The 13,248-nt window shown below is 64.1% G+C and carries 13 protein-coding genes; 11 read left to right on the top strand and 2 right to left on the bottom strand.

All coding sequences use genetic code 11. From position 1 onward, the window contains the following. Positions 1-2 precede the first annotated feature (2 nt). Entirely contained in the window at positions 3-896 is an 894-nt protein-coding gene (locus AB7Z56_RS32715; protein ID WP_014496984.1) for a sugar kinase, read from the bottom strand. Between the two features lie 207 nt (positions 897-1,103). Between AB7Z56_RS32715 and AB7Z56_RS32710 the strand changes: the two genes are divergently transcribed. The 10 genes from AB7Z56_RS32710 to AB7Z56_RS32665 all read left to right on the top strand — a co-directional run bounded on the left by AB7Z56_RS32710 (position 1,104) and on the right by AB7Z56_RS32665 (position 11,537). Beyond that, entirely contained in the window at positions 1,104-1,952 is an 849-nt protein-coding gene (locus AB7Z56_RS32710) for a VOC family protein (RefSeq protein ID WP_063986566.1), read from the top strand. Between the two features lie 223 nt (positions 1,953-2,175). Further along, positions 2,176-2,883 (top strand): TetR/AcrR family transcriptional regulator, encoded by a 708-nt coding sequence (locus AB7Z56_RS32705; RefSeq protein WP_014496982.1) that lies wholly within the window; start codon positions 2,176-2,178, stop codon positions 2,881-2,883. A gap of 317 nt (positions 2,884-3,200) precedes the next feature. Then, on the top strand, positions 3,201-4,010 hold the full coding sequence (locus AB7Z56_RS32700) for an ABC transporter permease (RefSeq protein WP_063984771.1): 810 nt from the start codon (positions 3,201-3,203) through the stop codon (positions 4,008-4,010). 62 nt (positions 4,011-4,072) lie between these two features. Then, on the top strand, positions 4,073-5,065 hold the full coding sequence (locus tag AB7Z56_RS32695; RefSeq protein ID WP_063984770.1) for an ABC transporter substrate-binding protein: 993 nt from the start codon (positions 4,073-4,075) through the stop codon (positions 5,063-5,065). Beyond that, positions 5,062-5,910: an ABC transporter ATP-binding protein gene (locus tag AB7Z56_RS32690; protein WP_231144403.1), complete on the top strand. Its 849-nt coding sequence runs from the start codon at positions 5,062-5,064 to the stop codon at positions 5,908-5,910. Before AB7Z56_RS32695 ends, AB7Z56_RS32690 begins: the two co-directional genes overlap by 4 nt. A gap of 4 nt (positions 5,911-5,914) precedes the next feature. After that, on the top strand, positions 5,915-7,312 hold the full coding sequence (locus AB7Z56_RS32685; protein WP_063984769.1) for a hypothetical protein: 1,398 nt from the start codon (positions 5,915-5,917) through the stop codon (positions 7,310-7,312). Then, a complete protein-coding gene (locus tag AB7Z56_RS32680) occupies positions 7,309-8,460 on the top strand; it encodes a Gfo/Idh/MocA family protein (protein WP_063984768.1) in 1,152 nt (383 codons plus the stop codon). The genes AB7Z56_RS32685 and AB7Z56_RS32680 overlap by 4 nt, the downstream gene beginning before the upstream one ends. A gap of 10 nt (positions 8,461-8,470) precedes the next feature. Beyond that, entirely contained in the window at positions 8,471-9,661 is a 1,191-nt protein-coding gene (locus tag AB7Z56_RS32675; protein ID WP_063984767.1) for a dihydrodipicolinate synthase family protein, read from the top strand. Continuing rightward, a complete protein-coding gene (locus tag AB7Z56_RS32670) occupies positions 9,661-10,524 on the top strand; it encodes a sugar phosphate isomerase/epimerase family protein (protein ID WP_063984766.1) in 864 nt (287 codons plus the stop codon). The genes AB7Z56_RS32675 and AB7Z56_RS32670 overlap by 1 nt, the downstream gene beginning before the upstream one ends. Positions 10,525-11,291: 767 nt before the next feature. After that, on the top strand, positions 11,292-11,537 hold the full coding sequence (locus AB7Z56_RS32665; RefSeq protein ID WP_310473371.1) for a hypothetical protein: 246 nt from the start codon (positions 11,292-11,294) through the stop codon (positions 11,535-11,537). Between the two features lie 138 nt (positions 11,538-11,675). Here AB7Z56_RS32665 and AB7Z56_RS32660 read toward each other — a convergent pair whose 3' ends face one another. Next, a complete protein-coding gene (locus AB7Z56_RS32660; protein ID WP_283018527.1) occupies positions 11,676-12,593 on the bottom strand; it encodes a Spy/CpxP family protein refolding chaperone in 918 nt (305 codons plus the stop codon). A 69-nt stretch (positions 12,594-12,662) separates the two neighbouring features. Here AB7Z56_RS32660 and AB7Z56_RS32655 point away from each other — a divergent pair, with 69 nt between their 5' ends. Next, positions 12,663-13,229 carry a hypothetical protein gene (locus tag AB7Z56_RS32655; RefSeq protein WP_245328462.1) on the top strand — a complete coding sequence of 189 codons (567 nt, stop codon included), beginning with the start codon at positions 12,663-12,665 and terminating at the stop codon, positions 13,227-13,229. The last annotated feature ends 19 nt before the right edge of the window (positions 13,230-13,248 follow it).

Here is a 13,248-nt window from a genome sequence, read left to right as displayed (position 1 = left end):
CCCTAGACCCTGACTTCGAACTCGTGCCTGACTTTGGCGATGTCCACAAGGGTCGGCAGCCCGGCCTCGTTGCCGAGGCGCTGGATCTTGAAGGTCGAGGCGGCGCGGGCAAAATCAAAGTGTTCGCGCCAGCTTTTGCCGGGATGGGCGAGGTAGGAATAGACATAGGCGCCGTGGAAGACGTCGCCGGCGCCGTTGGTGTCGATCACGCGCTCGCGCGGGATCGGCATCGCCGGCATGACCTCGACCGCACCCGTCTCATTGTACCAGAGCAGGCCCTTCTCACCCATGGTGACGCCGCCGATCTTGCAGCCGCGGCTCTTGAGGTAGTCGAGCATCTTCTCGGGCGTCAGGTCCATCTGCTCACACAGGCGTTCGGCGACGATGGCGACGTCGATGAATGCGAGCAGCTCATGCGTGTTGGTGCGCAGGCCGCCGCCGTCGAGCGAGGTCAGGATTCCGGCCTCGCGGCAGACCTTTGCATAGTGGATCGCGGCATCGGGCTGATGGCCGTCGATGTGCAGGGCGCGACAGCCACCGAGATTGAGCATCGGGAACGGATGGATGTGCTCGTCATCGCGGCAGCGGACGATGGCGCGCTTACCGTCCTTGGGCATGATGAAGGACAGCGAGGACTGGTTCACCTTCCGCCCGTGCAGCGAGATCGCGTATTTCGCGCACATGTCCTGGAACATCCGCCCCAGCCAGTCATTGGCCGCCGTGGCGATGAGGTCGGGCACGATGCCGAGCTTGGCGCAGCAGAACGCCGCCGTCACCGCGTTGCCGCCGAAGGAGACCGCGTAGTCCGTTGCCACGTGCTTTTCGTCGCCGGTCGGCATGTGGTCGGTGATGAAGACGACGTCGATATAGGTCTGACCGATAAAGAGAGCCTGCATTGGTTGTCCGTGATGCGCTGGGTGGTCCCGGCCGGCGAGCTTACTCTAACACCGGTTCCGCTCTGGGGACGCTGAAATTATTCGCAAATCTGCCGCCCGAGCGCTTGAGGTCGGCATGGGGCCGGAATACGACCATCACCGGTCCATGCCAAGCCCGGACAAACGCCGTCCTTCGGAATGGTTCCAGGTCGATCAAGGGGGGGAATGATGATCACCGGCCTCGATCACGTCGTCGCCCTAGTGAGGGATATCGGTGCGGCCAAGGCGGCGTATCAGACGCTGCTCGGGCGCGCGCCGGCCTGGCAGAATTCCGGCGAGGGCGCCGACCGCGTGCTGTTCACGCTTGCGAACATGACGATCGAGCTGATGGCGCCGAGCGGCTTTAACGTCGCGGCGGACCGGATCCGCGCGCTGCTCGACGACCGCGAGGGCGTGCTCGCCAGCCTGTGCTTTCGTGTCGCAGACATGAGCAAGATGCACCGGCGGCTGGAGCGGGTGGCCTTGAGGCCTGATCCGGTCGCCGAGGTCGAAAGCAGCGACGTCGCGAGCGGCGCCGTCCTGCACTGGAAACGCACGCGTGCCGCAACCGAATTGACGCGCGACGTGCGCATGTTCTTCCTCGAGCTCGCCGAGGAGCGGCCGCTGTCGGCTGCGACCGACATCGCGCCGATCGATGGGCTCGACCACGTCGTGGTCACCACCGAGGATTCCGACCGCGCCGCTGCACTCTATGGCGCGCGGCTCGGCCTTGATCTCGCACTGGACCGCTCGCACCAGGATTGGGGTCAGCTGATGTTCTTCCGCTGCGGCGACCTCATCGTCGAAGTGGTGCGCCGCCCCGTGGCGGGTGGGGATTCCCTGCATGACCGTCTCTGGGGCCTGAGCTGGCGGGTCGCCGACATCGACGCCACGCGCGCCCGCCTGATCGCCGCCGGCCTCGACGTCACCGAGGTGCGCAACGGCCGCAAGCCGGGCACGCGGATCATGACGGTCAGGAACGGCACCTGCGGCATCCAGACGGTGCTGCTGGAGCGTTCGCCGAAGCCGGCGGAGTAAGGGGCCGTACTCTTCCCGCGTCGTTGTGCGGATGCGACGAAGACTCCCGTAGGGTGGGCAAAGCGGAGCGTGCCCACGTCTTTGCCCAATTGATGAGAAGACGTGGGCACGGCGCAAATGCGCCTTTGCCCACCCTACGAAGCTGCGTCCGGGGCACGAGATCGTTCTCAAACGCCCGCCCGCGTGTTACACGCGTCATGACAGCACCCAGCGAGCAACCGGTTTGGCGAAGGCAAAGCGAACTCTGAAATGGCAGCGCGACCCCGAGGGGATGCGGCTGCGCATTCTCGAAGCCGCCAAGCAGGAGTTTTCGGCGCACGGGCTCGCGGGCGCGCGTGTCGACCGCATCGCGGCGAAGGCCGGCGCCAACAAGCGCATGCTCTACTATCACGTCGGCAACAAGGACGAGCTCTATCTCGCGGTGCTTGAAGGCGCCTATGACAAGATCCGCAGCGAGGAGCGGGGGCTGGATCTCGAGCATCTCGATCCGCCCGAAGCGATACGGCGGCTGATCGAGTTCACCTGGAACTACTTCCTGCGCAACCCGGAATTCCTGTCGCTGCTCCAGACCGAGAACCTCGCGCGCGCAAAGCACCTCAAGCGCTCGACCAAGGTCAAGTCGATGCACTCGCCCTTCGTCGAGATGATCCGCACCGTGGTGCTGCGCGGCGTCGACAGCGGCGATTTCCAGGTCGCGGTCGATCCGGTGCAGCTCTACATCTCGATCGCGGGGCTCTGCTTCTTCTATCTCTCTAATTCGGCCACGTTGAGCGTGATCTTCGGCCGCGATCTGCTGGCCAAGGACGCCAAGGACGAGAGGCTTTCGCACATGGTCGGCCTCGTGCTGGCCGCGCTGACGGGCCGATCGACCGCGCTGTTCGAGATCGCCAAGGCGCCGAAGTCGCGCAGCGCCGTGGCGCAGACGGTTTAGCGGCCTAGTCCGCGCGTTGGTGGACTAATCGTCCGTCGTTTCCTCAATCTCCGCCGTCATTGCCCGCGAAGGCGGGCAATCCAGTATTCCAGAGACGGTTGAGATTGAACCGAGAAGCCGCGGCGTACTCCCCCGCCTTCGCGGGGAATGACACCGAAGGTGAGGCGGTCTCGTGCCCCGGACGTAGCGCAGCAGCGCGTCCGGGACACGAGAGGAGGCCAGGAACCGGCACAAAACGTCACAGGGAAAGCTCTGGACAGTATTTATCCAACGAGTTAATTTCTCCCCCGAACGAAGAAGAATGCCGGGAGTGAGACGTGGCTGAGTTGAAGCCGCAAGGTGCGGTATCCAAGATGCTGAATGCGGCCTGGGTCCGGCCGTTTTTGTTCCTGGTCTTCATCGTCGTCGCCTGGGATCTTGTGATCCGCCTGTTCAGGATCCCCGCCTATCAGATCCCGGCGCCGGCCGACGTCGTCGCGGTGCTGCGCACCGAATGGCCGGAATTGCTGCGCCAGTCCTGGCCGACCACCTATGCCACCGTCTGCGGCTTCCTGCTGTCGGCGCTGTTCGGCATCCCCGTTGCGATGCTGATCGCGGGGTCGAAGACAGTGGAGAGCTATGTCTATCCGCTGCTGGTGTTCTCGCAATCCGTGCCGAAGATCGCGATCGCGCCGCTGTTCGTGGTGTGGTTTGGCTTCGGCATCATTCCCAAAGTGATTTCCGCCTTCCTGCTCGGCTTCTTCCCGGTGGTGGTCTCCGCCGTGCAGGGCTTCAAGTCGGTCGACCCTGACATGGTCGATCTCGCGCGCGCCATGCAGGGCAGCCGGTTCCGGGTTTTCCTCGCGGTGAACCTGCCGCATGCGCTGCCGGCGATCTTCTCAGGCCTCAAAGTGTCGGTGACGCTGGCCGTGGTCGGCGCTGTCGTCGGCGAATTCGTCGGCTCCAATTCCGGCATCGGCTACGTGATGCAGCGCTCGATCGGCACGTTCGACCTGCCGACGATGTTCGCAGCGCTCGTGATCCTGGCGCTGCTCGGCGTGATCCTGTTCTGGATCGTGGACCGGATCGAGAAGCTGGTCATTCCCTGGCATGTCAGCCAGCGCGAAGACGTGATTTTCGCCTCGTAACAAAAACTAAGGCAACGAACGGCCATCAACGGCCGACGCAACAAGGGCAAGGGAGAGAAACGATGAAGCGGTGGATAGGAGCTGTCTCGGCTGCGCTGATGGTGTTTGCGACGATGCCCGCGCAGGCCGCCGACAAGGTCGTGCTGATGCTGAACTGGTACGTCTATGGCGAGCACGCGCCGTTCTATTACGGCAAGGCCAAGGGCATCTATGCGGCCGAGGGCATCGACCTCGAGATCCAGGAAGGCCGCGGCTCGGCTGCGACCACGCAGGCCGTGGCCGCCAAGACCGCCGATTTCGGCTATGTCGACGTCCCCACCATGATGCGCGCCGCAATCAAGGGCGCACCTGTCGTCGCGACCGGCGTGCTGCTCCAGACCAGCCCGATGTCGGCCATGGGCTTCGTCGACAAGAACATCAGGAAGCCTGAGGACATCAAGGGCAAGACGGTGGCGATCACACCGGCCGATTCCATGACCCAGATCTGGCCGCTGTTCCTGAAGAAGACCGGCCTGAAGGAGAGCGATTTCCAGACGGTCGCCGGCGACGGCCAGACCAAGCTCAATGCCGTCATCAACGGCCAGGCTGATCTGCTGCTCGGCTACGTCATGGACCAGTCGATGAAGATCAAGGACGCTACCGGAAAGGACGTGTTCCCGATCAAGTTCGCCGACTACGGCATCAACATGGTCTCCTCCGGCATCATCGCCAACGCCGACTATGTGAAGGCCAATGCCGACCTCGTCCGCCGCTTCATGTCGGCGACGACCAAGGCGGTCGAAGCCGCCGAGAAGGAGCCGAAGGCGGCTGCGCAATCGATCCTCGATGCCAACCCCAAGGGCGGCAAGATCGACACCCTGACGCAGGGCTTTGAGCTGACCATTCCGCTCTACCGGACCGCGGAGACCAAGAGCAAGCGGCCGTTCCAGGTCACCGACCAGAACATGACGGACTCCGTCAATCTGATGGTCGAATATGGCGGACTGGATGCCAAGGCCAAGGAGAACCCGAAGGCCTTCTACACCAACGATTATCTGCCGAAGAGCGGATCGTGAAGCAAGCCGCAGTCGTGAGCGAAATCGTGCAGCAGGCCGCGCATCTGAGACTGGTGAGCGACCGGGCTGCCGGCGATGCGTCGGGCATCAAACTTTCCGGCGTGTCGAAGACCTACCGGACGCGCGACGGCGACGTGCCGTCGCTGCGTCCGCTCGATTTCCACATCAACGACGGCGAATTCTTCGTCGTGGTCGGCCCAAGCGGTTGCGGCAAGTCCACGCTGCTCAAGCTGATCTCGGGGTTGCTGCCGCCGACGTCAGGCGAGGTCCTGGTCGAGGGTGAGAAGGTCACGAAGCCGCACGGCAATGTCGGCATCGTGTTCCAGAACGCGCTGCTGCTGCCCTGGCGCAACATCCTCGCGAACGTGATGCTGCCGATCGACATGAAGCGGCTGCCACGACAACACTATCTCGATCGCGCCAAGGCGCTGCTGAAGCTGGTCGGCCTCGAAGGTTTCGAGAAGAAGCTACCCTGGCAGCTCTCGGGCGGCATGCAGCAGCGAACCTCGATCTGCCGTGCGCTGGTGCACGATCCCAAGATCATGCTGATGGACGAGCCGTTCGGCGCGCTCGACGCGTTGACGCGCGAGCGCATGAATGTCGAGTTGATGCGGATCCAGCGCGAGACCAGGAAGACGGTGCTCCTGATCACGCATTCGATTCCCGAGGCCGTGTTCCTCGCCGACCGCGTGCTGGTCATGACCGAGCGGCCCGGCGCGATCGCTGCGATTTACGACGTGCCGCTGCCGCGCCCGCGTTCGCTCGATGTGATGGCCGATCCTGTCTTCACCGAGCTCGTGCAACGCATCCGCAAGCATTTCTTCTCGCAAGGTTCGCTGGATTGAAGTCATGGCGCCGCGCCTGAAGCTGCGAGACATCGCGTTCTTTGAACGTCCCGTGCATTTTGCGCGGCCGTTCCGCTTTGGCGCGATCACCATCAACGCGACGCCGCAGCTGTTCGTGCGGGTCGAGATCGAGGTCGAGGGCAGGGGGAGCGCGGTCGGTGCCAGCGCCGAGCTGCTGGTGCCAAAATGGTTCGACAAGCGGCCGGAGCTGTCGCCGGCGCAGACGGTCGACGGCCTGCGGCGTTCGCTGGAGATTGCGCGGGGCCTTTATCTTGCGCGGACTGGATTCTTGACGGCGTTCGATCTGCATGCCTCGTGCATCGGTGCCCAGATCGCGACTTGCGCGAAAAAGAATATTCCGGCGCTTGCGGCGGCTTATGGCCCCGCGGAAATCGACAAGGCGATCCTCGACGCACTGCTGCGTGGGGTTGAAACCAACTTTTTCGACGGCATGGTTGGCAACGTCGCGGGCATCGATGCGCGACTTTCTCCTGACCTGAAGGAAACGGATATCGCGCAGTTTCTCGCGGGCCGAAAGCCGCTGCCGCGCGTTGCCATCAGGCACACCGTGGGCCTCGACGATACCGTCGAAGGTGAGGGCGGTGTTGCCGATGCACGCGAGAACGCCGGTGCCAATTACTTCAAGCTGAAGCTATCAGGGGATTTCGCGGCTGATGCGGCTCGGTTGACGCGTATTGGCAAGGAGCTCGATACGCTGGGGCGTGACTACAAGGTGACGCTTGACGCCAACGAACAGTATGCCGATCTCTCCGCACTGCATGCGCTGACCGACCGGCTCGACCACGATGCAGCGCTGCGGTCGATCGCGTCACGGCTGCTCTATGTCGAACAGCCGATGCCGCGCGATATCACGCGGCAGTCGCCGCTCGGCTCGCTCGCCGCGCACGGCTTCATCATCGACGAGGCCGACGATTCCTACGATGCGTTCCCGGCGGCGCGCGCGCTCGGCTATTGCGGCATTTCCTCGAAATCCTGCAAGGGCCTCTACAAGTCCATCGTCAATGCGACCCGCGCAGCGAAATGGAGCACGGACGGCGCGCGGTTCTTCGTGACGGGTGAGGACCTGACCTGCCAGGCAGGTCTCGCCGTGCAGCAGGATCTCGCGCTCGGTGCGTTCATCGGCGTTACCCATGCCGAGCGCAACGGCCATCACTATGTCGACGGTTTTGGCGAGACGCCTGCCGCCGAAGCGCAGGCCTTCGCGGCCGCGCATCCCGATCTCTACGCCGACGCCGGGCAGGGCATCCGGCTCTCCATTCACAACGGCGATCTCCTGACGGGATCGCTGACCGCAACGGGCTTTGCGACATCGGTCCATCCGGACTGGTCGGCGCTCCGTCCGCTCGAACAGCCAAAATCACTTCAGGAGCAATTGGCATGACCACCCAACGCCTCGGCCTCATCATGAACGGCGTCACCGGCCGCATGGGGCTCAACCAGCATCTCATCCGTTCGATCGTCGCGATCCGCGAGCAGGGCGGCGTTCGGCTGAAGAACGGCGACCGCGTGATGCCCGATCCGATCCTGGTCGGCCGCAGCGCCGACAAGGTCGAAGCCCTCGCCAAGCGCTACAACATCACGCGCTGGACCACCGACCTCGATGCGGCGCTCGCCGACAAGAACGACATCATGTTCTTCGACGCAGCGACCACGCAGGCCCGCCCCGGCCTGCTGACCCAGGCGATCAATGCCGGCAAGCACGTCTATTGCGAGAAGCCGATTGCGACGAATTTCGAGGAGGCGCTCGAGGTCGTTAAGCTCGCCAACGCAAAGGGCGTCAAGCATGGCACGGTGCAAGACAAGCTGTTTCTGCCCGGCCTGAAGAAGATCGCCTTCCTGCGTGACTCCGGCTTCTTCGGCCGCATCCTCTCGGTGCGCGGCGAATTCGGCTATTGGGTGTTCGAAGGCGGTTGGCAGGAGGCGCAGCGACCGTCCTGGAACTACCGCGACGAGGACGGCGGCGGCATCATCCTCGACATGGTCTGCCACTGGCGCTACGTGCTCGACAATCTCTTCGGCAACGTCCAGAGCGTGGTCTGCATCGGCAACACCGACATCCCCGAGCGTTTTGACGAGCAGGGCAAGAAATACAAGGCGACCGCGGATGATTCCGCCTACGCGACCTTCCAGCTCGAGGGCGGCGTCATCGCCCACATCAACATGTCCTGGGTGACGCGCGTCTATCGCGACGACCTCGTCACCTTCCAGGTCGACGGCACACACGGTTCGGCGGTCGCGGGCCTGTCGGATTGCATGATCCAGGCGCGGCAGGCAACGCCCCGGCCGGTGTGGAATCCCGACGAGAAGCGGCTGCACGACTTCTACGGCGACTGGCAGAAGCTGCCTGACAACGTCACCTACGACAACGGCTTCAAGGAGCAGTGGGAGATGTTCATCCGCCACGTCTACGAGGACGCGCCCTACAAGTTCACACTGCTCGAAGGCGTCAAGGGCGTGCAGCTCGCTGAATGCGCGCTGAAGAGCTGGAAGGAGCGGCGCTGGATCGACGTCGCCCCGATCAAGGCCTGAGGAGGGACACATGAACAAGCCCGTCCAGCCGATGTCGTCGTTGTCCCTGAAACTGCCGAAGGCCGATCGCTCGATCGAGACCTATCGGCTCGCGGCCTCGCGCACGTTCCCCGCAAAACTCGAAGGCCCTTTGAACCGCATCGCGTTCTCGGCCGTGCACACGGTCGTCGATCCCTTTGCGGACAACGATCCCTGGCTCTCCGCCGCTGTCGACTGGGACAAGACCATCGCCTTCCGCGAGCACGTCTGGGACCTCGGCCTCGGCGTCGCCGAAGCCATGGACACCGCGCAACGCGGGATGGGGTTGGACTGGCCGACTTCGCTGGAGCTGATCACCCGCTCGGTCGGTGCCGCCAAGCGGCGCAATGCGCTGGTGTTCTCCGGCGCAGGTACGGATCATCTTGCGGTCGAGGATGCCAAGAGCCTCGACGACGTCATTCGCGCCTATGAGGAGCAGCTCTCGGCCGTCGAGAAGGTCGGCGGCCGCATCATCCTGATGGCGTCGCGTGCTCTCGCAAAACTCGGCCGCAGCGCCGACGATTACGCCAAGGTCTACAACCGCGTGCTGTCGCAGGTCCGCGAGCCCGTGATCATCCACTGGCTCGGTGACATGTTCGATCCGGCGTTGACGGATTATTGGGGCACCAAGGATTTGGACAAGGCGATGGACGTTGCGGTGGCCATCATTAACAACAACGCCGCCAAGGTCGATGGCGTCAAGGTCTCACTGCTCGACAAGCAGCGCGAGATCGACATGCGCCGCCGCCTCGACAAGCGCATCAAGATGTATACCGGCGATGACTTCAATTACGCGGAGCTGATCGCCGGCGATAGCCAAGGCTTTTCGCACGCACTGCTCGGCATCTTCGATGCCATCGCGCCTGCAGCGTCCTACGCGCTGTCGCGGCTCGCGGCTGGCGACGAGGCCGGCTTCCACGACGTGCTGGGGCCGACGGTGCCGCTGTCGCGCCACATCTTCAAGGCGCCGACGCGCTTCTACAAGACCGGCGTCGTCTTCATGGCGTATCTGAACGGCCATCAGGACCACTTCACCATGGTCGGGGGCCAGGAGAGCGCGCGCTCGATGCTGCATCTGGCCGAGCTGTTCCGGCTGGCCGATCAGGCCGGCCTGCTCGCCAATCCTGAAATGGCGATGCGGCGGATGAAGACCGTGCTGGCCTCGCACGGACTGGAAGACTGATGCGCGATTTCTCGTCCGACCATCGCTGGCTGTCGCTGAACACGGCGACGGTCCGCAAGCAGGGTGACCTCGTCGAGATCATCGAGGCCTGTGCAAGGCATGGCATCCGCGCCATCGACCCCTGGCGTGATCAGGTCGCTGCCGTCGGTCTCGATCGTACCGCGCGCGCGGTGCGTGAGGCCGGGCTCGATCTCTCAGGCTATTGCCGCGGCGGCATGTTCACTTCGGACGCATCGCGCCGGGGGGAAGTGCGCGACGACAATCGCCGCTGCGTGGATGAGGCCAAGGCGCTGGGCGCGCCCTGCATCGTTCTCGTCGTTGGCGGCCTGCCGCAATATTCGCGGCCGGGCAGCGAGGCGTCGAAGGATATCGCGGGAGCGCGCGGGCAGGTCGAGGAAGCGCTTGCCGACATGCTCGTCTACGCCAAACAGGCAAAACTGCCGCTGGCGATCGAGCCGCTCCATCCGGCCTATGCAGCCGACCGCGCTTGCGTGAACACGACGAAACAGGCGCTCGACATCTGCGATCGGCTCGACCCCGGCCGCAGCGGCATGCTTGGCGTCGCGCTCGACGTCTACCACATCTGGTGGGATCCGGAGCTGATGGCCCAGATCGCGCGCGCCGGCAAGGATCGCCTGCTCGCGTTCCATGTCTGCGACTGGCTGGTGCCGACCAGGGACATCCTCAACGACCGCGGCATGATGGGCGACGGCGTCATCGACATCCAATCGGCGCGCGCCGCGGTCGAGGCGCAGGGGTTTGCCGGCTATTCGGAGATCGAGATCTTCTCCAACGACTGGTGGAGCAAGCCGATGGACGACGTGCTGCGCACGTGCATTACGCGGCACAGGACGGTGGTCTAGCCCCCACGCGCGCTGTCCTCACGGGCTTGCGACTTGTTGCCGCGTGTTGAAGCGCGCCTTCCGCTTGACGGCACCGAAGCGGCGGGCTCGCTCAGCGAGCCGGTTGGAGTACCACCAACGAGAGGTGGACAGCCGTCAGCTTTCAGGCAGAATGATATCATCCCGATGCCGCAGCCTCGCCACGGTCTGCGCCAGATCGGATGCGGTAATGAGTGGCATCAACGATCGGCAGGCACGGCGGATGTACCCACGCCTGATGATCTTGGATGGCCCCGACGCGCAATCGTCGGGGCCATTGTTGTGATCGGCGTGCCGAAGGGCCCCGGCGTGATCCAGCCCCGGCCCGTTCTATTGCGGCGATAAGGAAAGACCGCCCGAAGGCGGTCTTGCAGTCCAATGTGCCGGGCCAAAATAGTTTCGGGATCAAACCTTGTCCGGCCCGGTCTGATCGCCAGCTAACCACTATCGCGGGAAGGCCGCTGACAATTAAGATTTCGGTCCTGAAATGAATGCACCTGCGACTTGGGAACCCGTCGTTCGACGCGAGTCTTGTTGCGCGCCTGCGTACAGCGCTGGCCGAAGGGGCTGCGGCGCTGAGAGCTCGACTAGCTCTCAGGGCTGGAGCTGCTCACGTCGGTGAAAAGTCAGACGATTGCGCTATCATCGATTGACCGTCAAACACCGGACTATCACTCGTCAATTCAATCTGCGAAATTGTGACAACATAAATGCGCTTGTAAACAAGCTGGCGCGAAGGGAGGTTCGCAGTGGAGGCAGTGGAGAGAGTGCAGCGCTTGCGTGCGATGGGTTCGCTGTGCCGCCAACAGGCCGCGTACAACAGCATGAACAAATGGAAGCTGCTCGCAGAAGCAGAATACTGGGACCACCTGGCCGATCTTGAGTTGTCTGCTCACTCCCAGCAATGCAACGCCATCAGCTCGGATGAGAAAGAGCGGCCTCAAGCGATCCCAACCGCGAATGACGCTGGACCGAAGACGATTTCCGTCGCGTGAGGTCAAGACGAGGCGGTTGTTTGCATTCCGTGCCACCGCACTTCTCACGGAGAGAAGCGGCTGTGGAGCAGGGCGATGACGGCGCCCCGCGTCGTTCGGCCGCTGCTCGCATTGCAACGAGAGAATGCGACGCCGCCGTCACGGGCCTGCGAGCTGTTGCAGCGTGTTGAAGCGCGCCTTCTGCTCGCTGCTCAGCGTGGCATAGAACTCGTCCAGGGCGGGCTCGACCAGCTTGGCGGCCTGAAGCATGGCTTCGAGCCGGTGCTGCATCGCCTCCAGTCGTCCAACCGGCGTCAGCGGTACATCGTTCGGACAGGCCGCCTGTAGGCCCTCAACGCCCTTCGCCGTCGCCTCGCCGAGGCGGTCGAGCGCTTCCTTCTGCTTGCCCGCGGGGTGAAGCACAGCCTCGATCCTCTGGATCGGCAACTGGGTCAGGCCGGACTTCGGATCACCGCAGCCTTCGGCACTGGCTTCCTGGGCACTGGCTTGCTGCTGCCGAGGCGAGCGGTCGCCGATGTTGGGGCCGAGCGCGTTGAAGCGGGCCTGCTGCTCGTCACTGAGCGAGTTGTAAAAAGTCTCCAGTGCCGGTCGCACGATCTTGACAGCATCCAGTGTCGCGCTGACGCGGTTCATCATCGCCCGCAAGCGGCCAGGCGGCGTCAGTGCATAAGTCTCCGCACAGGAGTCCTTGAACACACCGGCGGCGTTGGCCGCCGCGGTCTTCAACGCGTTGAGCAGCGCGCGTTGCTCCGCCGTCGGCCGCACCGCCCGCGTGATATCGTCAAGCGGCCAAGCGGTGACGCCCTTGTCCGGTGTGCCGCATAATTGCTGCAGCGTTTGCGGGCTCGCGCTGGCGCGCTGGCGCGCGCGGGTGCCGCCGCCGGCTTGCGGATAGTCATTCGGGTTGGTGCTGGCATAGGCGGAATAGGGGCTGTCATCGCCCCAGAACACGGTGTCGACGAAGTCGTCATACGCGTACGCCCAATAGCCGGGCTCGTAGGCATAGGACCAGAACGTGTAGTCAAAAATGTCGGAATAGGCGTAGGGCCAGAACACGGGCCCAAGCCATGCCACGAACACCGCGGGATGGCGGTGTCGCCAGGCCTGCCGGGGAGCCCAGCCGCTGTGGCGGGTGACGAGGGCCGCCTGGGTTTGCGCAGTCGCCCGCTCGCGGAAGTGCGCGGCAAACCGCCCGCGCGCGGCGACAGCCGCTGCGGCTGTTGCAGCGGGGGCCTGCGGTCCCAGCCTCTGCTGGCGCGACAGATCGATTTGCTGCGCCCGTTGCTCGTGCTGCAGCAGACGGTTCTGCGCCTGCAGTGCGCGTTCTTGTGCGCGTTGTGCGCGTGCGCCTTCAGGTTTTTGCGACTGCAAGGTCTGCACACGTTGCTGGAGGCGATCGATGCGGGTCTGGCGCTCCGTGGTCTGGCGCGACAGCATCTCGCGCTGTCGCTGCTCGACGTGCTGCTCACGCTGTTGGACGCGCTGCTCGCGCTCCAGCAGCCTATTCTGCGACTGCAGCAACCGCTGCTGCTCGCGTTGCGCTCTTGCGCCTTCCGGCTTTTGCGACTGCAATGTCTGCACACGCTGCTGCAAATGGTCGATGCGGCCCTGGCGTTCCGAGGCTTGGCGCGACAGCGTCTCGCGCGGCTGTTCCCGCCGCTCGCTCACGGTCGGCGGCGCGCTGGGGTGTGAGGGGGCGGCAATATGCGGC

This window comes from Bradyrhizobium sp. 482_C4_N1_8 (assembly GCF_052075965.1).
Classification (GTDB): domain Bacteria; phylum Pseudomonadota; class Alphaproteobacteria; order Rhizobiales; family Xanthobacteraceae; genus Bradyrhizobium; species Bradyrhizobium barranii.
This window is presented reverse-complemented; position numbering and strand designations above follow the sequence as displayed.

What these genes read in the sequence shown, in the direction of transcription:
- AB7Z56_RS32710 (WP_063986566.1), top strand. Translation starts at nt 1,104, where the DNA reads ATGATCACCGGCCTCGATCACGTCGTCGCCCTAGTGAGGGATATCGGT.
- AB7Z56_RS32675 (WP_063984767.1), top strand. Translation starts at nt 8,471, where the DNA reads ATGAACAAGCCCGTCCAGCCGATGTCGTCGTTGTCCCTGAAACTGCCG.
- AB7Z56_RS32715 (WP_014496984.1), bottom strand. Translation starts at nt 896, where the DNA reads ATGCAGGCTCTCTTTATCGGTCAGACCTATATCGACGTCGTCTTCATC.
- AB7Z56_RS32695 (WP_063984770.1), top strand. Translation starts at nt 4,073, where the DNA reads ATGAAGCGGTGGATAGGAGCTGTCTCGGCTGCGCTGATGGTGTTTGCG.
- AB7Z56_RS32670 (WP_063984766.1), top strand. Translation starts at nt 9,661, where the DNA reads ATGCGCGATTTCTCGTCCGACCATCGCTGGCTGTCGCTGAACACGGCG.
- AB7Z56_RS32680 (WP_063984768.1), top strand. Translation starts at nt 7,309, where the DNA reads ATGACCACCCAACGCCTCGGCCTCATCATGAACGGCGTCACCGGCCGC.
- AB7Z56_RS32685 (WP_063984769.1), top strand. Translation starts at nt 5,915, where the DNA reads ATGGCGCCGCGCCTGAAGCTGCGAGACATCGCGTTCTTTGAACGTCCC.